The following is a 26,157-nucleotide window of genomic DNA, read 5'->3' on the forward strand; positions in this document are numbered from 1 at the left end:
TATAAAAGAATCTCTGACCTCTGGCAAGCAGGCTTTTTAGGCTATCGACAAGATCTCTAGGTAGCAAAAAAGAGAGATTAAATAACCTCTCTTCATTATGTCTAAGTTTTTTAATCTATTGTAGTTCTGTGTGAGTAGCCTCTGTCGAGGTTTCAGTGCTTGAAGTTGTACTGTCAGTACTTGAGCTTGTTGATGACGAATGTGTCGTACTACTTGAGCTAGACTGAAGGTTTGAACTTGCTGTTGCAACCGAAACATAGAGAATCACTGTACCATCAACACTTGTACCAGCTTGTGGATCTTGATAAAGGACCTCCGTACTGCTAGGAATCTTATCCTTATCTAATTTAGCACCAGTATTATAGTCGTGGTACTCTATGCTACTACTTGAGATATTCTTACGATTCAAGGTTTGAACTGCTGTTGAAACCGTTAAACCAGTCACATCAGGCATGGTAACTGTCTTAGGAGTTGCCACACGGAACTTAATCTTAGCCTTACTATCCTTAGGATTGAAAGACTTGTTTTTCCCTGGACTTTGAGATAGGATTTCTCCCTCTTCAGCACTGTCGTCTTCGACATGCTGAATATCAATTTGGTCCTCAGAAACACCATAATTCGAAGTTAAGTCCTCAATGGCATCCTTATAGTTTTTACCCTTGTAGTCTTTCAAAGCGAAACCTTTACTACCAGAAGAAACATAGACATCAATGCTTGATCCTTCTTTTCGTGTGGTTCCAGCTATAGGATCGGTCTTGATGACCTTACCCGTATCGACAGAGTCATCTTCCACTTCTTTGACTTCTCCTACCTTAAATCCAGCACCCTCAATTTTAGTCTGAGCTATGGACAACTCCTGACCGACCACATTAGGTACTTGGACATTATCAGGATTGGTAAAGACTAAATAGGCAAAGATGATAATACCAATAAAGACAAGTCCTAGAAAAACCTTGAGTAAGGTTGAGAAGAAGTTCTTCTTCTTTTTCTTCTTAGCTGGTGTCGTTTTTTTCCTTGGTTGTTTACTTGGAGCAGGTGTAGGCTCTGATGGTTCAGCAGCAACCGCCTTTTTCTCAAGACTTGCTGATGGAACTGGATCAACCTTCGGCAAGGTCTTGGTATCCGTCATATCATCAAAGACTACCTTGGCATCACGTCGATGACTAGGATGCAAACTCGTTACCAAGTCACGGCTCATTTCCAAAGTACTATTGTAACGATTTTCTAGTTTTTTGGCTGTTGCTCGAATAACCACATTTTCCAAAGCTTGGGGAACGTTACGGTTCTCTGCCAAAATCGATGGTAGTGGTTTTTGGAAATGTTGGAGTGCAATGGTTACTGCACTATCGCCATCATAAGGAATATGACCTGTCAACATTTCAAAAAGCATAATACCCATAGCATAGATGTCACTTTGGATAGTCGCTTTAGATCCACGAGCCTGCTCTGGTGAGAGGTAGTGGACAGAACCCAACATAGAGTTCGTTTGAGTTAGACTGGTCTCTGCAAAGGCAACCGCAATTCCGAAGTCTGTGACCTTGGCTGTACCGTCCTTAGTTAAAAGAACGTTTTGTGGCTTAAGGTCACGGTGGATAATGCCCTTTTGATGGGCAAGAGTCATGGCGGAAAGGACCTCCCCCATGATACGCACAACATCTTGGTTAGAAAGTGGCGCATGGTCTTGAATGTATTTCTTCAAGTCCGAACCGTCCACATACTCCATCACCAAGAACTGCTGGCCGTCTTCTTCGCCAATATCTCGGATAGCAACGATATTAGGATGACTGAGTTCTGCCATGGCACGCGCTTCACGTTGGAAACGGGCCACAGCCACCTGATCAGTTTGGTAATTGGTACGAAGTACCTTAATAGCCACTTTTTCATTATCCAGAATCAGGTCATTAGCCAGATAAACATCCGCCATACCACCACGTCCGATAGATTTAAGGATTCGATAACGTCCAGCAAATAATTTGCCAACTTGGATCATTATCCTTCCTCACTTTCTATCTTAATGAGAGCAACGGTAATATTATCAAGTCCACCTGCCTCATTGGCTGCAGCTACCAAACGACTCGTTTTTTCTTCGACGAAACCAGGGCTGTTGACAATATGAACAATCTGTTCGACTGAAATCATGTTGGTCAAACCATCTGAATTGGCCAAAATATAGTCCCCTGGTTCCAATTGTTGAACACCAAGGTCAGCCTCAATCGGAGCAGCTTGCCCAATAGATTGCGTAATGATATTACGTTGTGGGTGAACCGCTGCTTCTTCTTCGGTCAACTGACCAGCCTTGATAAGAGCATTGACCAAAGAATGGTCATTCGTCAATTGCTTATACTCACCATTACGGATAAGGGCAATACGTGAATCCCCAACATGGGCGAAAATCACAGCATTATCAACAAAGGCAAGAACCTCGATAGTTGTTCCCATTCCCTTATATTCTTCGTTTTGGCCAAGTTCATAAATTTTACGATTTTCTGCATCAATGGCAGCAATCATCCAATCACGAATCTGACTCAACTCACGAAAATCAGTGTTAATCCAGTCTCGACCAAGATCAGTCACTGACATCTCACTGGCAATATTTCCAGCACGGTGTCCGCCCATCCCATCTGCAACAACGACAAGGGTAACACCAGCTTGGTTGACAAATTTATTAACAAAATCTTGGTTATTTGACCGTTTTTGGCCAATGTCCGTTAATAATGATATTTCCATAGTTTTCTTTCTGACTTGCGTCAGCATTTCCTCCTCTGTAACCCTAAGCTTTTTTACGCAACTGTGCGATGAAAAAACCATCAGTTAGATACTGTTCGGGGGTAATTGCCAAACAGCCATTGACCACGATGTCTTTACATGGATGGTCTAAGGCAACTTGCTCAAAATCAGGATGGCTCTCAAGAAAGGCTTGAATCACCTCTTGATTTTCTTCTGCTATGATGGTGCAAGTACTATATGTTATTATACCACCTTTTCGTAGGGTTTGACAAACGCTGGATAGGATATCCAACTGCACAGCCTTAAGGGACTCAAAGTCTTGGAGATCCTTGTTATATTTGATATCGGGTTTCCGACGAATGAGCCCAATTCCCGAACAAGGTGCATCCACTAATATCTTGTCAAAACTATCAGCGGCGAAGACTTGATGTACCTGACTAGCATCCAATTTCTGAGTCTTAACCTTGTCAGCTAATCCAAGACGTTGAGCATTTTCTTCGATAAGAGCAAGCTTATGATCATAGAGGTCAAGCGCCGTCACATGTCCACTCGTCAAATATGAGGCCATATGTACCGTCTTACCACCAGGTGCCGCACAGGCATCCAGGATTTCTTCCTCACCTTGAATCCCTAAAGTTGGTGCAACCAGTTGACTGGTCTCATCCTGAATGGTCAACAAGCCCTCTTTAAAATAATCTGTCCCAGCAAAGTAACCTGAAGACTTAACAAGCCCGACTGGGGATAATACTGAACACTCAGCCCCAGTGGCCTCCGCAATCTCTTCCAAACGTGACGCATCCGTTACACGCACACTAGCCTTGTTTCTCACAAAAAGGCTTTGGAAAATAGCAAGGGCACGATCCTCTCCATACTGGTCGATAAGTTTTTTAACCAACCATACAGGTAGAGAATACTGAACAGAATAGCGTTTATTGACACGTTTGATTGTGCTTGGATCTGGCAAAGGCTGGCTAGATAGTTTACGAAGAACCGCATTGACCAGCTTCTCAGCCCCCTTTTTATTGCCACGATTTTTGGCAATAGAAACGGCATCATTAACCACCGCATGAGCTGGAATCTTATCTAAATAGGCCAACTGATAGAGACTCAAAAGTAATAAGTCATAGACCCAAGGTTCAAGCTTGTCACGGTCCTCGATGACATGGGCTAGGATCCACTCCAAAGTAATCTTACGAGCCACGGTCCCATAGACAATTTCCGTCACCAAGGCCTTGTCCTTATCTGTCAGATGCGACTTGCTCAGATGGGCATTGAGAGCAATATTTGAGTAAGCTCCTTCCTGGAAGACTTCTTCTAAGACTTCAAGTGCCTGTCCACGGGCTGTTTTTTTCCAATCATTGGCCAAATGCATCACCTACTTCAAGATTGCGTCCGACCCCATTAAGGAAATCAGCAATAGCCATACGAGGCTTTCCAGCAGGCTGAACTGTCTTAAGTGAAATGGCTCCCTGACCAGTCGCAACTACCAAACTCTTCTTGGTCTTTTCAATGATATGACCAGCCTGTCCTTGGCCTTCTACCAAGTCCGCTTCATAAATCTTGAAACGTTTGCCGTCAAGCAAGGTATGTGCCACAGGCCATGGATACATGCCACGGATTTGATTGAAGATGTCACGAGCCGGCTTGTTCCAATCAAGGCGCTCCTCTTCTGGACTAATATTTGGCGAAAACGTTACCTGACTGGCATCTTGAGGAACAGGTTTGATTTCTCCAGCAATGTAGGCAGGCAAGGTCTCGAGCAAAAGGTCACGACCCAAGACGGCCAATTTTTCAAACATGCTACCAACATTATCCTCGTCAAGAATTGGCAAGGACTTTTGGCTAACCATGTCACCAGCGTCCATCTCCTTGACCATTTCCATAATTGTCACACCTGCTTCTGCATCCCCATTGATAATGGCATAATGAATAGGTGCCCCACCACGGTATTTTGGCAAGAGAGAAGCGTGGACATTCACCGCAAAATCCATGCTATTAAGCAACTTGCTTGGTAAAAATTGTCCATAAGCTGCAGTAACAATCCCATCAGCACCAAGCGCCATCAATTGCGCCATTTCTTCTGACCCTGACAATTTTTCCGGTTGATAAATTGGCAAGTCATGCGCCAAGGCTACTTCCTTGACCGGTGTCATGCGAATTTCTTTTTTACGGCCGACAGCACGGTCTGGTTGCGTCACCACAGCAACAATATCGTAACGCTCATCTGTCAAAAGTCCTTCCAGCACAGTCGCTGAAAAGGCAGGCGTTCCCATAAATACTAATTTTGTCATATTCTTCCTTTTCTAGATTAGGTAAAATTCTGAGGTTCGTGATCGATAATCAAACGCAGGTCCTTGTTTTCAGGTTCCTGAGTCATGTCAAGGACCCTATTAAGCGTTTCTTCCAAGTTATCCTCAAAACGGTATTTGATAATAATCTGATAATGATAAAGGTTATGTGTTCGGGCAATAGGCTTAGGCGTTGGCCCCAGGAAGGTCACCTTGTCTGACAAGTACTCTCTTAAATAAGCCATAACCTCATAGCTCTTGCGGACGACAAACTCTTCATCCTTGTGAGAAAGCGTGATTCCTACCGTATAAAAATATGGCGGATAGGCCAACTGACGTCGAATCCCCATCTCATAGGCATAGAAAGCTTCATAATCCTGTTGTTGCGCAAACCGAATGGCATAATGACTAGGATTATAGGTTTGAATAATAACTTCCCCTTCCTTGTCAGCACGACCAGCACGACCAGCCACCTGAGTCAAAAGTTGGAAGGTACGCTCAGCCGAACGAAAATCTGGTAAATTAAGCGATGTATCTGCATTCAAGACCCCTACCAAGGTAACATTTGGGAAATCCAAGCCCTTGGCAATCATCTGAGTCCCAAGCAAAATGTCAGCCTTACCATTTCCAAAAGTCTCTAAGAGTTTCTCGTGAGCACCTTTCTTACGTGTCGTATCAACATCCATACGAATCACTCTGGCTTCTGGCAAGAGTTCCGTTAACTGGTCATAAGCCTTTTGTGTCCCAGTCCCATAATAGCGAATCTGACGACTCTGACAGTTAGGGCAGACATGTGGTATTGCTTTTTGAAAATCACAATAGTGGCAATTCATGGTCTTGGTATCCATGTGCAAGGTCAGTGAAATATCACAATTCGGACAATCATCCACATAGCCACAGTCTCGACACATGACAAAAGAGGAATAGCCACGACGATTCAACATCAATACGACTTGTTCCTTACGTGCCAAACGTTCCCTGATTTTTTCCAAAAGAGGTGGCGTAAAATTACTCGCCTCTTGACGGCCCACAAAATCCTTGAAGTCCACCACTTCCACCTGCGGAATTTTAGCATTAGGATTAGCCCTTTGTGTCAACTCAAGAAAATGGTAAACCCCTTTCTGAGCTCTCGCCCGTGTCTCAATAGAGGGTGTTGCTGACCCAAGGACAAGCACAGCTCCATGACTCTTAGCCCTAAGCAAGGCAACATCTCTAGCATGATAGCGAGGATTGGACTCTTGTTTATAAGTAGCCTCATGTTCCTCATCGATAATGATTGCCCCGATATTGTCCAAAGGAGCAAAGATAGCCGAACGCGCTCCTACCACAACCTTGGCCTGACCAGATTTAACCTTACGCCACTCGTCAAATTTCTCACCGTCTGACAAGCCTGAATGCATAATCGCCACCAAGTCCCCAAAACGTGAAATGAAGCGATTGGTCATTTGGGGTGTTAGGGAAATCTCTGGCACCAAGACAATGGCGGTTTTTTCCATAGCCAGGGTCCTCTCGATAAGATGCAGGTAGACCTCGGTCTTACCTGATCCCGTCACTCCTTCCAATAAGAAAGGTTTGCCACCTTGTCCAATTTGGTGCGTCATTTTTTCAACAGCATGTGCCTGTTGAGCATTGAGCTCAAGAAAATCTGTCTTTTCTACCTTTTCAAAGTAGCTATCGGCACGATTGACCTCAACTTCGGTGATGACCAAGGCACCAGCTTCAATGAAAAACTTAACCACATCTCGTGAAAAAAGCTTGTGGAGATCCGTCAACTTGCCAGACCCACTCTTTTCTAGCAAGAAGTCTCGCAACTCCAATCGTTTCTTAGCCCTTTGCGAAATAGCCAAAGTCTCGAGAATACCCTTTTGAACACTATAATGCTTCTCAGTCTTAATATTCTGCTTATCTTTAGCAAGGTAATCAACCGTTACATGCCCAGACTGGACCAGACGAGGAATGGCTTGACGTTGTACCTCTGACAACTGCGAGAAAAGAATATGATTCTGCCCTTGAAGGAGAGTCGCTTTTTCCTCTTCACCCAGTTTATCAGTTGCCATGATAACCTTATCGTACTGCGAATTAAGGAGACCGGGTAGCATTGATTTCAAGATGGAAATCTTATAAGAAAAGACCGTATGTCGCATCTGATCAGCCAAATCCAGCTGTTCCTGATTAAGCACTGGCTCATAATCTAAAAGCTCAGCGATGGGTTTTAGTTCAGGAAGATCTCTTAAATTTTCCTGATCTTCCAAGCCAATAATAAAACCTTGAAGTAGACGATTTCCTTTACCAAAAGGCACATGAACCCGCATACCGATGGCGATTTGTTCTTGCATGGCTTCCGGTACCAGGTAACTATAAGGTCTGTCCGTCTGCATCAGAGGAACGTCGACAATAATATGTGCTACTAAAACCATAAATTTCCTCCTGTCACTTCCTTAAGACCAGTATCTTCCAAGCTCAAGAAAATATGAGCTGTCTATTATCGTCATAAAGAAGGAAGCTGAGACACTATGCCTCAGCTCCTCTCTCCTCATAAACCAAAGCAAGACTTTGATTTTAGATTTTATCGCCTTCTTCTTTTTCTTTAGCGATTTGTTCTTTGATTTTACGTTCTTCTTCCTCAGCAGCAAGACGTGCTTGAATCACTTTCAAACGTGCCAATTCACGTTTAGATTCTGGATCTGGGTGGATAGTCACATTACCAGATTCAATCTCTTCAAGGGCTTGAAGGGTTGGTTTTACTGACGTAAACTCTTGAGTTGGTTCAGCACCAGCGGCTAATTCGTGAGCACGTTTGGCTTGCAAAATAACCAATGAATATTTTGAAGGCACTTTATCCAAAAGTTTGTCAATAGAGGGTTTCAACATCATAATTCTATACCTATTCTAATTTATTTATCTGATAATTTCTTTTCTGAAATCATATTACGATAGCGACCAATCACACGGTCAACTCGGAAGTGTTCTGCTTCAATAACACGTTTGACACGCTCAGCAGCCAAAGGCACTTCGTCATTAACAATGGCATAATCGTATTCGCTCATGAGAGCAATTTCTTCACGCGCACGCTCGATACGTTGAGCAATAACTTCCTCAGAATCTGTCCCACGACCAACCAAACGTTCTTGAAGCTCGTTTAAATCCGGTGGTGTCAAAAAGATGAAGACAGCATCTGGGACCTTTTTCTTAACCTGAAGGGCACCTTGAACCTCGATTTCAAGGAAAACATCAATACCTTTATCCAAGGTTTCATTGACATAAGTCAAAGGTGTTCCGTAGTAGTTACCTACATACTCAGCATATTCCAACATTTGACCATTACGAATAAGCTCTTCAAATTCCTCACGTGAACGGAAGAAATAATCCTTCCCATCAACTTCACCAGGACGCTGGGCACGTGTGGTCATTGACACTGAGTATTCAAATTTATGGTCAGGTGTTGAAAAAATTTCCTGACGAACAGTTCCTTTTCCGACACCAGAAGGTCCTGAAAAAACAATCAAAAGTCCACGTTCAGACATGTCTTCTCCTTAAACTAAGATTAAAAATCTTCTTATAACTCACCGTAAAAACAGGAACTAGGAGTTTCTTTCCACGGCTTAGGGGTTGTTCAGTGATTAAGTTACAGCTCACTTTTCAAAGCATGCGTTTTTCCTTACTATTTTACCAATAAAAGTGACTTTTTTCAAGGTGAGGACACCATTAAAAAGAGTGAATCCCTTTTCCCAGTACTCACTCTTTTTAAACACTCTTTTAAACCAAACCAGTCAAGAGACCTTGCATGAATTCTTCTGAATGGAACTCACCAATATCATCAATTTTCTCACCAAAACCAATTAACTTCACTGGAATATCCAACTCTTGGCGAATGGCTAGAACCACACCACCCTTGGCACTACCGTCCAACTTAGTCAAGACAAGGCCTGTAAGAGGTGTGATTTTTGAAAATTCCTTAGCCTGACTAAGGGCATTTTGACCTGTTGATGCATCCAAGGCCAAGAGGGTTTCATGAGGTGCTTCTGGAACCACACGTTTGATAATACGACCAATCTTTTCAAGCTCTGCCATAAGGTTGTCTTTATTTTGCAAACGACCCGCAGTATCAATCATAAGGACATCAACTCCTTCAGCAAGAGCCTTTTCCATACCGTCAAAGACCACTGAAGCTGGGTCAGCCTTCTCAGCACCAGTCACTACTGGCACATCAACACGACGTCCCCACTCAACCAACTGAGCAACCGCTCCTGCACGGAAGGTATCGGCAGCTACCAACATGACTTTTTTGCCTTCTTGTTTGTATTTATGCGCTAACTTACCGATAGACGTTGTCTTACCAACCCCGTTGACACCAACGAAAAGCATGACTGTCAAACCATCTTGGAAATTAATCTGCTCCTTATAGACGTCATCCTTCTCGTAAATGTCCACAAGTTTTTCGATAATCAAGCGTTGCAAATCTTCAGTCTTTTTGACATTTTCAAGGCGGGCTTCATAACGTAAGTCTTCCGTTAATTGCGTTGCAACATTAACACCAACATCGGAAAGAATCAGCATTTCTTCCAATTCTTCGAAGAACTCCTCATCAACACGACGGAAATTCGCAAAGAATTCATTCAAGCGAGCAGCAAAACCTGTACGCGTCTTCTTAAGGGTACGATTGTATTTTTCTTGTTCTGTTTCAGTTTTTGAAGCCTGAACTTCTTCAGGTTTTTCCTCAACTTTACGAGTTTGAACAGCCTCAAAAGTAACCGTTTCACCTTTTTCTGCAGCAGCAGCTACCTGAGCCTTTTTAGCATAGTAATCAGCCATGACATCTGCGAAGTGGTTATCCACAGCGACTTGGCTTTCTTCTGACTCTGATACGCCCTCTGATTCACTTGATGCCTGATTATCAACAGAAAGGTCTTCATCAGACGCTACTTCGCTTTCTTCAACAGATTCTGTAGACGAAATCTCTTCTACTTGAGTCTCTGACTCACTGAGCTGTTCTGCTTGACTTTCACTTGTTTCTTCACTTGTTGACAAGTCTTGATTATCAAGAGCCTCAGTTTCTGAAATTTCCTGTTTTGCTACAGTTTCCTGTGACTGGTTCTCCTCTTGTCCAAATAATCGATCAAATAGACCCATTTGGTTCTCCTTATTTCTCTAGAATATATTTGTGGATGGCCTCAGCCACTCCAGATTCCTCATTAGTTTTTGTCGTTACTGCCTTGGCAACAGCCTTAACCTTAGGAACAGCATTTGCCATAGCTACACCAAGACCAGCCCACTCCAACATGGTCAAGTCATTTTCCTCATCTCCCATAGCCATAACCTGACTTTTATCAAGGGCAAGATAATCAGACAAAAGTTTCAAGCCTACAGCTTTATGAACCCCTTTCGGCATGACTTCAAGGATAATCTCACGAGACTTAAAAACTTCAAAATTCTGGTATAGCTGTTTAGGTAGTTTTTGAATTTGGGCATTCAAAAATGCCTCCTCACAGACCGTAACTACCTTATTATAGACGATATTTTCAGGAATGTCATCAATACTCTCCACATCAACGAAGGTCAAGGTAGGGTTAGCCTGACGATAGAGAGAATGATTGCCTTTACTTGGCACACCATAGACAATGCCATCACTGATGACATCCATAGGGAGCCCTAGAGGTTCGAAGACAGCATAAATCTGCTTTAAATCTTCTCGACTCATCTCTTTCTTTATGAGAATATCCCCATTATTACGCTGAACCAAGCCACCATTGAAGGTCACACTATAGTGCTTATCATCCAACAAGCCCAAATCTTCCAAGATATGAGTAATAGCTGGCAGAGGACGACCAGTCGTAATGACCACATGAACTCCCTTAGCTTCTGCCGCCTTCAGAGCAGCTCTATTTTCAGCTGTTACTTGCTTATCCTTAGTAAAGAGGGTTCCATCTAGGTCCAAGGCTAGTAATTTAATCTCAGACATCTGAGCCCACCAATCCTTCCATGTAGTCAAAGACTGCACCATCTTTATGGTGACCAATCACCTCATCTGCTACTGCCTTAATCTCATCACGCGCATTTTCCGTAGCAACCGCACGACCCGCAAAGGTCAACATCTCCATATCATTGAGATTATCACCAAAGGCTACAACATCTGAAGCCTGACGCCCCAACTCTTGGCAAAGATGGTAAAGACCAAAGCCCTTGTCCACACCTTTAAGGATGATATCCATAGAATCAAAGCCAGTTGTCACAGCTGTCATATCCTCAAAAATCGTGTTGAGGTAGTCACCACGTTCCATGATGGTATCTCCTTGGAACTTAGCAGTTACCTTGAAAATATCATCTGTGACCGCTTCAAGGTCCGTTGCCATGACATTTTCATAGTAACGTTCCATGGCCTTAAGATAGGCTGGATCTGCATCATTTGGTGCATAGGCACCACGACGGCCTGACAAAAGAATTCCCTCACAAGTTGGCAGGGATAAAGTTGTATCTGCAATTTGCAAATAATCCTTAGGTTCTAGCTTGGACTCGAACAAGACCTCACCCTTGTACTGAACCAAGGCCCCATTTTCCGCAATAATCGCAATACGGTCCACAAACCCATCAAAAAGCTCCTCCAAGGCCAAGAGGGCTCGGCCAGAAGCTACGGTAAAAACATAATCTTTAGCTTCACAAGCATCCAAAAGGTTATCCAAACGTGCTTTGTCATAGGCACCAAGATGGTCTAGAAAGGTACCATCCATATCTGTTGCTAAAATTTTCAAAATAATCTCCCTTCAGGTCGAATATACTTGCCCCTATTGTACCAAAAATAGGAATATAAGTTTGGGAAAAGCCAAAGAAATTAGAGAAAATATGGTATTTTACTTGCAAATTCATCATTTTAGTTGTATCATTACGATAGTACAAGAATAATACTATTATACTTTTAGAAAGGAGTCTCTTATGGCTTGGACATTTGATGAAAAATCGCCAATCTATCTCCAAATCGCCTATCGCGTCAAACTGAAGATAGCTTCCAAGGAATTGAGTATGGGACAACAACTCCTACCTGTAAGGGAATTTGCTCAGGAAGCCGGGGTCAATCCCAACACCGTACAAAGAGCCTTCCAAGAACTTGAAAAAGAGGGGCTGGTCTATTCTGCCCGTACCTCTGGTCGCTTTGTTACTGAAGATGAAAAACTTATTGATCAAAAACGACATGAGATTGCCCAAAGTCTCATGAAAAACTTTGTCACTGAGATGGCAGCCATTGGTTTTAGCTCACCTGAAATCAAAGCCATCATTACTGACTACATCGAACAAACAGGAAAGGACTTATAGACCGATGACTGATATTGTAACTCTAACAAATCTCACCAAGACCTATAATGGTATTCCAGCCCTTAGAGATGTAACCATGTCCATCCCGTCTGGTAAAATCATTGGTCTCTTAGGACCAAACGGTAGTGGTAAAACAACTCTCATCAAGATTTTGAATGGCCTCCTTCAACCAACTTCTGGTTTAGTAACTATTAATGGATTTCAGCCATCACCTATCACCAAAGCTCAAGTAGCATATCTACCTGATACAACTTATTTAGATGAGAGTAAGACTATCCAATACTACTTGGACTTCTTCCAAGATTTCTATGCTGACTTCCGCTATCCTCTTGCCTTGCAACTCTTGCAGGATTTAAAGCTCCAGCCTGATTTGCGCCTTAAAGACCTTTCAAAAGGTAACAAAGAAAAAGTTCAGTTGATTTTGGTTATGAGTCGTGAGGCTAAACTCTATCTCCTTGATGAACCTATCGGTGGGGTCGATCCTGCGTCACGTGACTACATCCTTAAAACCATCATCAACCAATACTCTGAAGATGCTTCTGTTATCATTTCAACTCATTTGATTGCAGACATTGAATCCGTCCTAGATGAAGTTATCTTCTTAAAATACGGTCAGATTGAACTTCAAGGGGACGCTGATAATATTCGTCAAGCCCATGGCAAATCAATCGACAAACTCTTTAGAGAGATGTTCCACAACTAGGAGGTATGAGCATGTTTTGGAAATTAGTTAAGTATGAATTACAATCGGTCCGTAAATGGTATCTCGGCATCTATGGTATTGCCATCCTACTCTCAATCCCCTTGGGTTTAATGCTTCAAAAATTTATTTTTGTAACTGAACAGAGCCACCAAGAACCTAGTCTACTCTTTTTTGCTTTCTTCACACTGATGGTTTTTGCCACTATTATTGTTTGGGGAACTATTTATATAGCGACAATAGTCCTTATTATTAGACGCTTTGCAAAGACTGTCTTTGGAAGAGAAGGCTATCTAACCAATACGCTCCCAGTTTCTGCCCACCAATTAATCTTGTCTAAACTCTTGGTAGCCTTTATTTTAGATATCATTTCATCACTCGTTATACTTCTTTCGATTGGAATTATAGCTGCTTTCTGCCTTGATATGAAAGATATCCTCCTAGCTACCAGCTACTTTGGCCAAATCCTAAAAGAGATAGGCGCTTTCTACCTATTCATCCCTTCTACAATCTTGTCAATGATTGCTGGTATCCTTTTCTATTACCTCTGTATTAGTATCGGAAACCTCTTCAACACTAACAAAGTTCTTATGGGATTTGTCGCCTTTTTCGCCATTCAGGCTATCCTATTCTTTATTGGTTTCTTCTTTGGACTCGGTGCAGCCTTGACCGGAGATGCAACATATACTGCAATTAATAACTCGTCATATATCATTAGTCTAGTTCAGTCTCTCATTCTCATCGCGGCAAGTTACTTTGGTACCTACTATATCATGACCAAACGCTTAAATTTGGACTAAAGAAAAACCGTGTTCCTTTTGGAACACGATTTTTTTTTGCATTGAAAAGACTTATTTACTTTGTTCTTTACGATAAGTCTCAATCTCGGCCTTGTTACCCCAAACGAAGTGTCCTGGACGTACTTCAACCATCTCTGGTTTATCAACAGAATAGTCGTGTTGGTTTGGATCATAAACCTTCAAGACTTTCTTACGTTCCAAGATTGGGTCTGGAATAGGAACAGCAGACAAGAGTGACTTGGTGTAAGGGTGGATAGGATTGTTGTAGAGTTCTTCTGTCTCAGCAACTTCCACGATTGTCCCCTTGTAAATAACAGCGATACGGTCAGAAATGAAACGGACCACTGACAAGTCGTGAGCGATAAAGAGGTAAGTCAATCCCAACTCTTTTTGGAATTTCTTAAGCAGGTTCAAAACTTGGGCACGGACTGACACGTCAAGGGCTGAGATTGGTTCATCAGCGATAACCAAGTCAGGTTGCATAACCAAGGAACGTGCAATCCCGATACGTTGACGTTGTCCCCCAGAAAATTCGTGAGGGTAACGTGTCAAGTGTTCCTCAAGAAGCCCCACTTCTTTGATGATTTTCTTGATTTTGGCTTTACGATCTTCCTCATCTTTATAGAGATGGAAGTTATACAAACCTTCTGACAAGATGTAATCAACCGTTGCACGTTCATTCAAACTAGCCGCAGGGTCTTGGAAAATCATCTGAATACGACGGATAAGGTCGTTTTTCTCAGAGTGAGATAAGTGTCCATTGATTTTCTTACCGTCAAAAATAATCTCACCATTACTTGTATCATTTAGACCAATAATGGCACGCCCGATAGTGGTTTTACCACTACCAGACTCACCAACGAGGGAAAAGGTTTCACCCTTGTTGATGAAAAAATTAGCATTGTGGACAGCAACGAATTTCTTGCTTCCTTCACCGAAGGAAATCTCCACATCTTTTACTTCAACTAACTTCTCAGGCATTGCCTTCCTCCTCATCTCCTAAATGTGCAAATCCCATATTAGTACGGATTTTTTCATGTAGATTTTGGATAACCTCAGGTTTTTCAACTTTTGGTGCATCCTCATGTAAGAGCCAGGTCTTAGCCCAGTGAGTATCTGAAACTTGGAATTGTGGTGCTTTTTCCTCGAAGTCAATTTGCATGGCATAGTCTGAACGCAAGGCAAAGGCATCTCCAACAACTGGTGTATAAAGTGATGGTGGTGTCCCTGGAATAGAGAAAAGCTCACCCTTATCGTCAGCCAACTGTGGCAAGCTTGAAAGCAAGCTCCAAGTGTATGGGTGACAAGGCTCATAGAAAATTTCCTCAACAGTTGCGTACTCGATGATTTCACCAGCATACATAACAGCAACCTTGTCAGCGATACTTGCTACCACACCAAGGTCATGGGTAATGAAAATCACTGAGAAACCGTACTCTTCTTTAAGTGATTTCAAGAGGTCAATGATTTGAGCTTGAATGGTTACGTCAAGGGCAGTTGTTGGCTCGTCACAGATAAGGACATCAGGACGACAAGCCAAGGCAATGGCAATGACGATACGTTGACGCATCCCACCAGAGTATTGGAAAGGATATTCGTTGAAACGTTTTTCAGCATCAGGAATACCAACCTTGTCCATGTAATCAATGGCCATTTTTTTAGCTTCTTTAGCTGATTTTCCTTGGTGTTTGACAATGACTTCAACAATTTGGCTACCGATAGTCTTAATTGGGTCAAGACTGGTCATAGGATCTTGGAAGATAGTCGCGATCTTAGCTCCACGAATAGGTGCCCAATCTTGGTGACTCTTAAGTTTGGTCAAATCTTGGCCACGATAATCAATAGAACCGCTAGCTACACGACCATTTTCTTCAAGCATCCCTGTGAAAGTCTTAGTCAAAACTGATTTACCTGAACCAGACTCACCAACCAAGGCTAAAACTTCACCTTCAACCAGATCAAGGGAAACTCCTCGAATGGCTGTCAAAACACGGTCACGAACGTCAAATTCCACGACGATATCGCGAGCCGATAATATTACATTTTTATTTTCTGTCATATTGGACTCCTATCTATGCGTACGTGGGTCACTGGCATCCGCCAAGTTTTGACCGACAATAAAGAGAGAGAGGGAAACGAGGATCAAGGTAGTCAATGGAATCCAGAAGAGATAAGCATTGACTGTAACGTTCTGTGCATAGTCTGAAATCAAACGACCAAGACTAGGCGTTGTAACAGGAAGCCCCAAACCAAAGTAAGAAAGGAAGGCTTCGTAAGAGATAAATCCTGGCAAGAGCTGACTAGCCATAGTCACGATAACTGATACAAGTTGTGGCATGATATTTTTAACCACAATCTTAGGAGTTGGTGTTCCCAAAGTACGAGAAGCCAAGTTGTACTCCAAATCACGGTAACGCATGATTTGAATACGGATAGTATAAGCAATACCAATCCAACCTGTGACAGTCATGGCAAAAATCATGTTCCAGAAACCTGCACCCAATGAGTAAGTCAAGACGATAACGACAAGGAGGGCAGGAATGTTTGAGATGATGTTGTAGATTTCCATCATAATCATATCAAAGGTCTTAGAAATCCCCCAAACAGCACCAACGACTAAACCAATAACAACGTTAATGAAGGTAGCGATAACAGCAATAAGGATAGAATTACGAGCTCCAAACCAAACACTGTCAAAGAGAGACTTACCATTACTGTCCGTACCGAACCAGTATTGAGCATTTGGATGCACATAACGTACACTAAAGTCATTAACCTTAGACACGTCATTAAAGTCAAATTTTGAAAACATTGGGTAGATAAAGCTCATCAAAATGATAGCAATCAAGATTCCCAACATGACAGTTGTTGACTTTTTCTTGAAGAACTGACGCATCACCGATTTCCAGTATGAATAGGCCGGCGCATCAATTGTTTCAGAGGCAAAATCATCGCGCTTTACAAATTGGAACTTACTTTTATCAATTGAAGCCATTATTTACCTCCTTTAGATGTCAATTTGATACGTGGGTCAATCATAGTCATAAGGATATCACCCACAAGCAATGAGAAGATGGTGAGGGCTGTGAAAATAAATACAAGACCCACAACCATAGCGTTATTTGAAGCACGGACAGAGTCAATCAACATTTTACCCATACCAGGGTAGGCAAAGATTGTTTCTGTCAAGGTTGCCCCTGTGATAACACTAACGATAGATGCTGGGATCCCTGAAACCAAGGAAACCATAGCATTTTTGAAAATGTGTTTATTCGAAATTTCTTGTTCTGACAACCCTTTGGCACGTGCAAAACGAACGAAGTCTTGTGATTGCAAGTCAATCATATAACGACGAATCCAAATAGCAAGACCTGGTGTTGACAAGAGACCGAGAATAACAGATGGCAAGACGTATGAACGCCAGTCACCTGCACCCAAGATAGGGAAGGAGTCTGGAAGACCAATCTCAGAACCAATCAAACGGATGATATAAACCAAGGCGATGGTTGGTAGTGAAAGCAAGAAAGTCAAGACACCTGTTGACACACTATCAAAGAGTGTGTTTTTAAAGCGTGCCATGTATGATCCCAATGGAATTGCCAAGGCATAAGACAAGACCAAACCAATCAAACCTGCAATAGCAGAACTTGTCACCATTGATGGGTATTGGTAGCGACTCTTGGTAGCTGTGTATGGGTCATTTCCATAGTAAGAACGATCTCTCGCATCAGCCTGACTTGGTGATTTATAAGTACGAGAGTAGATATCTACTGAAGATATCTTCTTACCAGTAGGGAAGTTGACCTCAGAGCTTTGTGTTTGCCCTTGGCCTTGCGTAATAACATCAAGAACACCTTGCTCAGCATAAGTTGGATAAGAGGTACCAAGGTTCATCTTCACAAAGTTTTGGTGAACAAATGGGAACTGACCGTTAAAGTAAAGCAAATATTTATGCTTAGTTCCTGAACCGACAACTGACCAACCGATAGCTGGATCATTTTCAATACGGATGTAACGCTTCAAGTTTGGATTTGTTTTATCTTTAACCCATCCAGTATTGTCAAATTCAAAGAGGTGCGTATAGAAGCCAAACACACGTTCAAGCACTGGCACATCACGTGTTGCATAGAATTGTTTACTTTGCTTGAATTGATGCAAACGCCAGCCATGTCCTAAACTATCCACATATTTTTGGTAAATAGCTTTATTTTCTTTTGTTGGCTTAGTGGTTACCGACTTATCAAGGGAGCTAGCTTTCTCCTGCAACTCCTTGGTGTCATAGTAATCAATGTAACCCATACGTTCATAGATTGTATTTTCATAGTTAGCCTTAGAATCAGCTGTCTTAGCAATCTTGTTGTAGTTAGGGTCCTGTCTGAAAATCAGACGCCTCGGCACCATGGTATAGATAATCGTGTAGGTCAAGGCCGTCACGACAAATATTGACAATAGAGAACGGAGGGTTCTCAATAAAATGTATTTTTTCATGTCTCTTCCTTTAATTCCAAAAGAACTTTCCCAATCTAATGAGAAAGTTCCATCGTCCTTTTATTTAACGTGTTTCTCAAGGTCTTTTTGAGCTTTTTCGTTGGACTTAGACTTTTCTTTAAGCCAGCTTTCACGGGCTTTATCATAGTTTTTCTTAGTGACAACATCTTTTTGAGGCTCAAGGTACTTAAAGTATCTGTCAGAACCCTTAGGTCCCACTTGAGAGTAAGCACCTGAGAATGGTGTCAAACGAGCTACCATTGGAGCAGCACCCTTGTTAACCATAAGTGGCATGAAGAGTGAGCTATCTTCCAACCAAGCTTGTGCCTCTGCATAACGTTCATAACGTACGTTGAGGTCGCTTGTTTCTTTAGCTGCATTATCAACCAAAGCATCAAAGTCTTTAAGACCTACTTGAGCTGCTGCTGCATTGTTAGGATCGTCGAATCCCATGTAAGTTTTTGTGTTCTCACTAGCTGTTGTCTTGAAGATATCAAGGAATGTTGATGGGTCTTCGTAGTCAGGTGCCCAAGCAACTGAAATATTGATATCCCAGTCTTCTGCTGCTGCGTTAGCTGCATACAAAGTACTGTTAAGAAGATCATCTTGAGACATTTGATGAACGTCTACAACCACATTTTCTTTTCCGAGTGTCTTTTCAACAGATTGTTTCAAAGATTGTGCACGTGCTACAGTTGGTTTTGCAGCTTGGTCAACTGGAAGGTCCAAGTGAATTGGGAATTGAACACCTTGTGCTTGGAGAGCTTCCTTAGCTTTATTAAATTCAGTCTTAGCCTTATCAGCGTTGAAGAGACCATCTTGGCTGTCTTTAAGGTTAACACCTGACCACTCGTCACCATATGAAGGCATCTTTTCAGTTACCAAATCACCGAATGACTTGTCACCAGCATAAACAAAATCAGGTTTCACAAGAAGGTTACGAACAGCAAGTGCTGCACCTTTTTCACCATTAAGTTGTGCTGAATAAGCTGTACGGTCAATAGCAAAGTTAACTGATTGACGGAAATCCTTGTTAAGAAGAGCTTTCTTAGTTGAATCTTTTTCAGCATCAGTCTTCTTAGATGTATGGTTGTAAGACTGACGGTCAATATTAACACCAACCCCACCAATATCTGCAGATGGTTGTGTATAGAAGATATTATCTTTATATTGTTTTTCTACTGAATTAAAGTTTGAGCTTGTTGGATATAGACGTGCTTGGCTATAAGCGCCATCAGTGAAATTACGAACAAGCGATTCTTGGTCTGATGCATCATAGAAAGAAAGTTTAATGCCATCGAAGTGGACATTTTTCTTATCCCAGTAGTTTTCATTTTTAGCCAACTCAATAGATGATTTAGCTGTCAACGACTTAAGGATGTATGGACCATTATAAAGGATAGATGATGGATCTGTTGATTTACCAAAGCTATCCCCTTTTGACTTAAGGAACTCTTCATTTACAGGCCAGAAGAGAGAATAAGTCATCTTAGAATTCCAGTAAGGTTCTGGTTGTTTAAGTGTGTACTGAAGAGTGTAATCATCAAGTGCTTTAACGCCAACTTTAGAGAAGTCTTTATCAGTACCATTGAAATAATCAGCAAGACCTACTACAGAATCTTTTGCCAAGTAAATTGACTCTGTCTTTTTATCAGCAGCATGCTTAAGACCTGTTACGAAGTCTTTAGCTGTTACTTCTGCATACTCTTCACCGTCTGAAGTATACCATTTAACTCCTTTACGAAGTTTGTAAGTATAAGTCAAACCATCAGCTGAAACAGTCCAGTCCTTGGCAATAGAAGGTACCAAGTTACCATATTTATCGTTTTCCAAAAGGCCATCGACACCATTTGTCACAGCGTCAGTCGTTGAACCTTTATTGGAAATAAGGTAATCCAATGTCTCAGGATCAGCAGTATAAATATAGTTATAAGTATTGCTTGAAGTGTTTGATTTTGATGAGCAAGCCACTAAAACCCCAACACTTAGAAGGGAAACACCCGCAAGGGCCAACCATTTACTTTTTTTCATAAGCATTCTCCAAAAAATCTTTTTTATATGCCTACATTATACCATAAAAAATAAGATGAGTACAATTTTCAGAATATTTTGTCTTATACTGACTTTCTCACAATTTTACCCCTTACGAACACTATGGATTAGCCCTTTTTGGACAAAAGAAAAAGGCTAACTGCCTTTTTCTCAAGAATATTATTTAACGTGTTTCTCAAGATCTTTTTGAGCTTTTTCGTTAGATGCTTTCTTTTCTTTAAGCCATTTTTCACGACTTTGTTCATATTCTTTCTTAGTAACTACTTTTTCTTGTGGTTTCACATATTTGAAGTAGTCTGATGAGTTCTTATCACCCACTTGCATGCTAGCACCCGTAAATGGTGTCAAGCGTGAAATAACTGGTGCTGCACCGTTACCAACAGTCAATGGAATGACAAGCGAGCTATCTTCCAACCATGCTTGAGCTTGGGCATAGCGATCGTAACGAGCGTTGAGGTCTGTTGTTTCTGAAGCTGCTGAATCAAGCAAGGCATCATAATCTTTAAGACCTACTTGAGCTGCGGCCGCATTGTTTGGATCATCATAACCCATGAAAGTCTTGGTATTTTCACTTGAAGTTGTCTTAAAGATATCAAGGTAAGTTGATGGATCTTGATAGTCTGGACCCCAAACCACACCGTTTGAAATATCCCAGTCTTCTGCTGCCGCATTTGCCGCATTAAGGGTTGCATTTTGCATATCATCAGATGACAACTGGTTGATATCGATAACGACATTTTCACTGCCCAATGATTTTTCAATCGTTTGTTTCAATGATTGAGCTTGAGCAACATTAAGTTTAGAACTTTGATCAACTGGAAGGTCCAAGTGAATTGGGAATTGAACACCTTCACCTTGAAGAGCTTCTTTGGCTTTGGCAAACTCAGTCTTAGCTTTTTCCGCATTGTAGAGACCATCTTGACCATCCGCAAAATTGACACCAGACCATTCATCACCGTAAGTGCTCATCTTGTCTGTCACAAGGTCACCGAAGGTCTTATCACCTGCACTGACAAAATCAGAAGGAACAAAGAGGTTACGTAGAGCAAGAGCTGCCCCATCTTTACCATTTACTTGAGATTGATAAGCTGTACGATCAATAGCGAAGTTGATTGATTGACGGAAGTCTTTGTTTAGAAGAGCCTTCTTAGTTGATGTCTTTTCAGCATCTGTCTTCTTAGCTGAGAATTTATAGCTTTGACGATCAATATTCACACCAATAGCTGCTGTAGACGCACCTGGTGCTGTGTAATAAATATTATCTTTATATTTCTTTTCTACTGACGCATAGTTAGAGCTCATAGGGAAGACACGTGCAATGCTGAGAGCACCATCTGAGAAGCTACGCTCTTGAGCCTCCTGGTCAGAACCATCATAATATGACAATTTGATAGCGTCGAAATGCACGTTCTTCTTATCCCAATAATTCTCATTCTTAGTCAACTCGATAGATGATTTAGCTGTCAAAGATTTAAGAAGGAAAGGACCGTTATAAAGGATAGAGGTTGGGTCTGTTGACTTACCAAAATCTTTTCCTTTATTCTTAAGAAAGTCTTCGTTAACCGGGAAGAGCAAACCATAGGTTGTCTTAGAATTCCAGTATGGTTCTGGTTTTTTAAGGGTATATTGCAATGTGTGATCGTCGATTGCTTTGACACCTACATTTGAGAAATCTTTATTGGCACCAGAGAGGTAGTCAGACAAGCCTGCAATAGAATCTTGTACCAAATAGAGGGCTCCAGCTTTGGAATCAGCCGCATGCTTAAGACCAGTCACAAAGTCCTTAGCAGTCACATCAGCATACTCTTCACCATCTGAAGTGTACCATTTAACACCCTTACGGATTTTATAAGTATAAGTCAGACCATCTTGAGAGACAGACCAATCTTCAGCTACTGAAGGGACAAGATTTCCATATTTATCTGCTTCCATAAGACCATCTACACCGTTTGTCACAGCTGTCTTAGTAGGTCCTGTATTTGAAGTGATGTAATCCAATGATTCTGGATCTGAATTATAAACATAACCATAAGTCGTTCCACTAGTACTTGACTTAGAAGAACAAGCCGCTAAGGCACCTACACTGAGGAGTGCCACACCCGCAAGGGCTAACCATTTGCTTTTTTTCATAAGATTTCTCCAAAAAATAAAATTTTACTCTTTCATTATAGCATAAATAATCAAGAAAAGGAGTCATTATCAGACTATTTTGCACAATTATTGCACCTGATGAAATACGAAAAATTCAGCAGTCCCTTGTGTTTTCTGGATTTCTAGCTACTTTAATCGATTTATTTTTAATCACCAGTCATGCATAAAACAAAAAGGCCTAACACCTTGGTTAAACCTCTGTTTCTAAGTTAAAATTAGCTATTAAGAGCTTGAGCAGCTGTAATAATCGCCAAATTGTAAATATCTTCAGCACTAGCCCCACGAGAAAGGTCGTTAACAGGTTTATTAAGACCTTGTAAGATTGGTCCGATAGCTTCGAACATTCCCAAACGTTGGGCAATCTTATATCCAATGTTACCTGCTTGCAAGCCAGGGAAGACAAAGACATTAGCATGTCCTGCTACGTCACTATCTGGAGCCTTAATAGCTGCTGTTGCTGGAACAAATGCTGCATCGAACTGCAACTCCCCATCAATAGCCAAGTCAGGACGCATTTCTTTAGCAATATTTGTTGCTTGAACAACCCTGTCAACTTTTGGCGATTTAGCAGAACCTTTTGTTGAGAAGCTAAGCATGGCCACTTTAGGATCAATACCAAAAACTTGAGCTGTTTCAGCAGTATTAATTGCAATTTCTGCCAACTCTTGAGCATTTGGTTCAATATTGATAGCACAGTCAGCAAACATCAAGCGATGATCGGTATTTTCACGGTTCATAAGGAAGACACCTGATGTACGAGAAATACCAGGTTTTGTTTTGATAATTTGAAGGGCCGGACGTACCGTATCCGCTGTTGAGTGAATAGCACCTGAAACCATCCCATCAGCAAGACCAAGTTTAACTAGCATAACACCGAAATAGTTGACATCATGAAGCAACTTTTCCGCATCTTCCATTGTCGCTTTCCCTTTACGGATTTCAACAAATTTTTCCTTCATTTCCTCGAAATCTTCATAGGTTTCAGGATTAACAATTGTATAGTTAAAGTCTGCAAAACCAAGATCGTTCAAGATTTTGTGAACCTCTGCTGGGTCTCCCAAAATAATAGGATCAACCAATCCTTCAAATTTCAAACGGGCTGCTGCACGAACCACACGGTCGTCGTTACCCTCAGGGAAAACAATCTTAACACCTTTCCCTAAAATATGTTCACGAAGTTCACCAAATAGACTACGCATAAAAAAATTCCTCAATCAATCTTTTTTAGTTTGTAAATTCATGATAACGATTTCAAAATCATCTGTCAAGGAAGATGCATGGACCATCTCTTTTTTGGTGAAAGGATCAACAAATGCAAGACGGTGACAATGCAAGGCTTGACGCTTAATACCATAGTCTAGGGACCCGCCATAAAGGTCGTCTCCCAAAAGAGGCAAACCTAGGTGGGCAAAGTGCACACGAATCTGGTGCGTACGTCCGGTATGAAGATTGATATCAACCAGTTTAACCCTACCATAATCAGCTACCAAGCGATAGCTAGTGTGGGCATATTTCCCCGATTTATGAACCCGACGTGTAATAATAGAATCTACATCACGCGCAATCGGTGCAATGATTTCACCCTGCTCCTCAAGTTTTGTATCACCTTCAACCAAGGCATAGTAATGCTTCTTAATAGACTTCTGCTGCAACTGTTTATCCATACGCGCGTGGGCATAACCATGCTTAGCAAACAGCATGAGACCAGACGTGTCCTTATCCAGACGTGTCACAATATGCACACGCTGGTTAGGATAATTGTTGCTAACGAAGTGATGTTTAACGAAATTAGCCATGGTATTATCATGGTTAACACTTGGAATACTGGCATAGCCATAAGGTTTATTGATCACCAAGAAGTTATCATCCTCATAGACAATATCCAAGTCAAAAGGGATAGGTTTCAAGGTCTCGTGCGGTGCCTCATCAGGGATTTCAATGGCAACCACATCTCCTTCATGGACAGGATAAGTCGCAAACTGCTCCTCACCATTGACCCAAATATGACCGCCCTCAAACTTAATCTTGGCCAGTAGCCCTTTAGAAATATCGTGCTCCTTCAAAAAGGTCTTAACCCGACAAGAACGCCCTACTGTAAACTCATATCTCATTCTTCCATGTCTCCAATAAAGGAATCACGTACACGTTCCCAGAAACTTGTATGGCTGGCACTAGCCACAAAGGAAATCTTACGTTGGTCAATTGAGAATTCTACCTTTTTCACATTACGGTTGGTATAGGTTTTATTATCAACGGATAGAGTGTAGCTTCCCATTCGGGTAGGATAAACCGTAATCTTCTCATGCTTAGGTACAATAAGGGGACTTCCTAGGGTACGATAAACACGATTATTAAGACTGGCAATCTCAGTCAGTTGCAAGGCTTCAATGGTGGGATGAAGGACCGCACCACCCAAGGATTTATTGTAGGCCGTTGATCCTGTAGGCGTTGACACCGACAGCCCGTCACCACGGAAGCTCTCAAACAAGACATCATTAAGGCAAACATCTGCTGCCATGGTTTTCTCATTACGCTTGATGGCTGCTTCATTGAGGGCAATCGACGTAAAAGAACGACCATCAGCCAGGGTCAATTTGACATTCAAAAGAGGGTAAGAAATCTTTGCACCACTATCTTTTCGAAGCGTCTCGATTAATTGATCCACTTCACTATCCAAATAATCCGTATAAAAGCCTAGATGACCCGTGTGAATCCCTACAAAACGCACACGCGCAAGCTCTTTTTCATACATATGAAAGGCCGATAGCAACATGCCATCACCACCAATTGAGATGACCACATCTGGGTTTTTCTTGGTCAAATAAAAATCAGGATCATCTCGAAAGGCATTAAAAAGTTTCGAGGCAACACGCCTACTTTGGGGTTTGCCATTGGCAATAATAGCTACCTTCATCTCATCCGAAGAGGTCTTCATCTGTGTCATCACTATTTCCTACACTATCCTTCAAAGTTCTATTAATTGGATCAAAAAGCAACTGGGCTTCTCTAATATCATCACGTATCTTCCGCATTTCTTCGTCAAGCTCATAAGCCATGCGGGCCGTAGTTTCCAAGCGAAGTTTAATCTCCTCAGGAAAATTCCCCTGATACTTGTAATTAAGGGAATGTTCAATGGTGGCCCAAAAGTTCATGGCCAAAGTCCTAATCTGAATCTCTGCAAGAATCTCCTTACGACCATCAATGGTGTCAACGGGATAAGAGATAATAACATGATAAGAGCGATAACCCGAATTTTTACGGTTTCTGATATAGTCTCGCTCTGAAACAATAGTCATATCACTACGATGACGAAGCAAAGCCAAAACCTCATCCACATCATCGACAAATTGGACCATGACTCGGAGACCAGCGATATCCTGCATATCTTGAGCCAAATTTTCAATCGAAAGGCCACGAAGGGCGATCTTCTCTTCAATGGAAGCCACTGACTTCACACGTCCCGTCACAAACTCAATGGGCGAGTGACGATTTTGCTTACGAAATTGTTTACGAATGCCTCGGAGCTTGATTTTGAGCTCACCTACGGCCTGAATATAGGGGTCTAGAAATTCTTCCCAATCCATGGTCAAGATAGGACTCCTCCTTGTCAAAAGCTTTAGTTTTTTATAAAATAAATACAATCTGT

The 26,157-nt window shown here is 41.7% G+C and carries 23 protein-coding genes; 3 read left to right on the forward strand and 20 right to left on the reverse strand.

Going from position 1 to position 26,157, the window contains the following annotated elements:
• Nucleotides 1-115: 115 nt before the first annotated feature.
• From pknB to H7U04_RS06545, 10 genes are all read right to left on the reverse strand, one after another.
• Nucleotides 116-1,990 (reverse strand): Stk1 family PASTA domain-containing Ser/Thr kinase, encoded by a 1,875-nt coding sequence (gene pknB / locus H7U04_RS06500; RefSeq protein WP_073685669.1) that lies wholly within the window; start codon nucleotides 1,988-1,990, stop codon nucleotides 116-118.
• Nucleotides 1,990-2,727 (reverse strand): Stp1/IreP family PP2C-type Ser/Thr phosphatase, encoded by a 738-nt coding sequence (locus H7U04_RS06505; protein ID WP_037603112.1) that lies wholly within the window; start codon nucleotides 2,725-2,727, stop codon nucleotides 1,990-1,992. Before H7U04_RS06505 ends, pknB begins: the two co-directional genes overlap by 1 nt.
• Before the next feature lie 43 nt (nucleotides 2,728-2,770).
• The gene (gene rsmB, locus H7U04_RS06510) at nucleotides 2,771-4,093 is read right to left on the reverse strand and encodes a 16S rRNA (cytosine(967)-C(5))-methyltransferase RsmB (RefSeq protein ID WP_073685670.1); all 1,323 of its coding nucleotides are present in this window, start codon (nucleotides 4,091-4,093) and stop codon (nucleotides 2,771-2,773) included.
• On the reverse strand, nucleotides 4,083-5,018 hold the full coding sequence (gene fmt / locus H7U04_RS06515) for a methionyl-tRNA formyltransferase (protein WP_073685671.1): 936 nt from the start codon (nucleotides 5,016-5,018) through the stop codon (nucleotides 4,083-4,085). The genes rsmB and fmt overlap by 11 nt, the downstream gene beginning before the upstream one ends.
• A gap of 17 nt (nucleotides 5,019-5,035) precedes the next feature.
• Nucleotides 5,036-7,432, reverse strand: coding sequence for a primosomal protein N' (locus tag H7U04_RS06520; protein WP_201059437.1), 2,397 nt, complete (start codon nucleotides 7,430-7,432; stop codon nucleotides 5,036-5,038).
• A gap of 142 nt (nucleotides 7,433-7,574) precedes the next feature.
• A complete protein-coding gene (gene rpoZ / locus H7U04_RS06525) occupies nucleotides 7,575-7,889 on the reverse strand; it encodes a DNA-directed RNA polymerase subunit omega (protein ID WP_002886855.1) in 315 nt (104 codons plus the stop codon).
• A gap of 20 nt (nucleotides 7,890-7,909) precedes the next feature.
• A complete protein-coding gene (gmk, locus tag H7U04_RS06530) occupies nucleotides 7,910-8,539 on the reverse strand; it encodes a guanylate kinase (RefSeq protein ID WP_002884259.1) in 630 nt (209 codons plus the stop codon).
• A 232-nt stretch (nucleotides 8,540-8,771) separates the two neighbouring features.
• Nucleotides 8,772-10,145: a signal recognition particle-docking protein FtsY gene (ftsY, locus tag H7U04_RS06535; RefSeq protein ID WP_060971840.1), complete on the reverse strand. Its 1,374-nt coding sequence runs from the start codon at nucleotides 10,143-10,145 to the stop codon at nucleotides 8,772-8,774.
• A 10-nt stretch (nucleotides 10,146-10,155) separates the two neighbouring features.
• Nucleotides 10,156-10,974 (reverse strand): Cof-type HAD-IIB family hydrolase, encoded by an 819-nt coding sequence (locus H7U04_RS06540; protein ID WP_002884514.1) that lies wholly within the window; start codon nucleotides 10,972-10,974, stop codon nucleotides 10,156-10,158.
• A complete protein-coding gene (locus tag H7U04_RS06545) occupies nucleotides 10,967-11,761 on the reverse strand; it encodes an HAD-IIB family hydrolase (protein ID WP_002884689.1) in 795 nt (264 codons plus the stop codon). The genes H7U04_RS06540 and H7U04_RS06545 overlap by 8 nt, the downstream gene beginning before the upstream one ends.
• Before the next feature lie 181 nt (nucleotides 11,762-11,942).
• Here H7U04_RS06545 and H7U04_RS06550 point away from each other — a divergent pair, with 181 nt between their 5' ends.
• From H7U04_RS06550 to H7U04_RS06560, 3 genes are read left to right on the forward strand one after another with little or no spacing between them, the layout of a single operon-like run.
• Nucleotides 11,943-12,320, forward strand: coding sequence for a GntR family transcriptional regulator (locus tag H7U04_RS06550; RefSeq protein ID WP_002884206.1), 378 nt, complete (start codon nucleotides 11,943-11,945; stop codon nucleotides 12,318-12,320).
• 4 nt (nucleotides 12,321-12,324) lie between these two features.
• On the forward strand, nucleotides 12,325-13,023 hold the full coding sequence (locus H7U04_RS06555) for an ABC transporter ATP-binding protein (protein WP_064519005.1): 699 nt from the start codon (nucleotides 12,325-12,327) through the stop codon (nucleotides 13,021-13,023).
• Nucleotides 13,024-13,034: 11 nt separating this feature from the next.
• Nucleotides 13,035-13,820: a hypothetical protein gene (locus tag H7U04_RS06560; RefSeq protein WP_045772228.1), complete on the forward strand. Its 786-nt coding sequence runs from the start codon at nucleotides 13,035-13,037 to the stop codon at nucleotides 13,818-13,820.
• A 51-nt stretch (nucleotides 13,821-13,871) separates the two neighbouring features.
• Here H7U04_RS06560 and H7U04_RS06565 read toward each other — a convergent pair whose 3' ends face one another.
• From H7U04_RS06565 to H7U04_RS06610, 10 genes are all read right to left on the reverse strand, one after another.
• Entirely contained in the window at nucleotides 13,872-14,801 is a 930-nt protein-coding gene (locus H7U04_RS06565; RefSeq protein WP_064519003.1) for an ATP-binding cassette domain-containing protein, read from the reverse strand.
• Nucleotides 14,794-15,879 carry an ABC transporter ATP-binding protein gene (locus H7U04_RS06570; protein ID WP_013990226.1) on the reverse strand — a complete coding sequence of 362 codons (1,086 nt, stop codon included), beginning with the start codon at nucleotides 15,877-15,879 and terminating at the stop codon, nucleotides 14,794-14,796. The genes H7U04_RS06565 and H7U04_RS06570 overlap by 8 nt, the downstream gene beginning before the upstream one ends.
• A 9-nt stretch (nucleotides 15,880-15,888) precedes the next feature.
• Nucleotides 15,889-16,815 (reverse strand): oligopeptide ABC transporter permease OppC, encoded by a 927-nt coding sequence (gene oppC / locus H7U04_RS06575; protein ID WP_022496729.1) that lies wholly within the window; start codon nucleotides 16,813-16,815, stop codon nucleotides 15,889-15,891.
• A complete protein-coding gene (locus H7U04_RS06580) occupies nucleotides 16,815-18,308 on the reverse strand; it encodes an ABC transporter permease (protein WP_060971834.1) in 1,494 nt (497 codons plus the stop codon). The genes oppC and H7U04_RS06580 overlap by 1 nt, the downstream gene beginning before the upstream one ends.
• Nucleotides 18,309-18,368: 60 nt before the next feature.
• On the reverse strand, nucleotides 18,369-20,339 hold the full coding sequence (locus H7U04_RS06585; RefSeq protein ID WP_060971833.1) for a peptide ABC transporter substrate-binding protein: 1,971 nt from the start codon (nucleotides 20,337-20,339) through the stop codon (nucleotides 18,369-18,371).
• Between the two features lie 180 nt (nucleotides 20,340-20,519).
• Nucleotides 20,520-22,490 carry a peptide ABC transporter substrate-binding protein gene (locus H7U04_RS06590; protein WP_060971832.1) on the reverse strand — a complete coding sequence of 657 codons (1,971 nt, stop codon included), beginning with the start codon at nucleotides 22,488-22,490 and terminating at the stop codon, nucleotides 20,520-20,522.
• A 236-nt stretch (nucleotides 22,491-22,726) separates the two neighbouring features.
• Nucleotides 22,727-23,710 carry a phosphate acetyltransferase gene (gene pta, locus H7U04_RS06595; RefSeq protein WP_060971831.1) on the reverse strand — a complete coding sequence of 328 codons (984 nt, stop codon included), beginning with the start codon at nucleotides 23,708-23,710 and terminating at the stop codon, nucleotides 22,727-22,729.
• A 15-nt stretch (nucleotides 23,711-23,725) separates the two neighbouring features.
• Entirely contained in the window at nucleotides 23,726-24,622 is an 897-nt protein-coding gene (locus H7U04_RS06600; RefSeq protein ID WP_060971830.1) for an RluA family pseudouridine synthase, read from the reverse strand.
• Entirely contained in the window at nucleotides 24,619-25,455 is an 837-nt protein-coding gene (locus H7U04_RS06605) for an NAD kinase (RefSeq protein WP_002884507.1), read from the reverse strand. Before H7U04_RS06605 ends, H7U04_RS06600 begins: the two co-directional genes overlap by 4 nt.
• Nucleotides 25,427-26,101: a GTP pyrophosphokinase family protein gene (locus H7U04_RS06610; RefSeq protein WP_014634828.1), complete on the reverse strand. Its 675-nt coding sequence runs from the start codon at nucleotides 26,099-26,101 to the stop codon at nucleotides 25,427-25,429. Before H7U04_RS06610 ends, H7U04_RS06605 begins: the two co-directional genes overlap by 29 nt.
• Nucleotides 26,102-26,157 lie beyond the last annotated feature (56 nt).

Source organism: Streptococcus sp. 22.1, assembly GCF_016648645.1.
Classification (GTDB): domain Bacteria; phylum Bacillota; class Bacilli; order Lactobacillales; family Streptococcaceae; genus Streptococcus.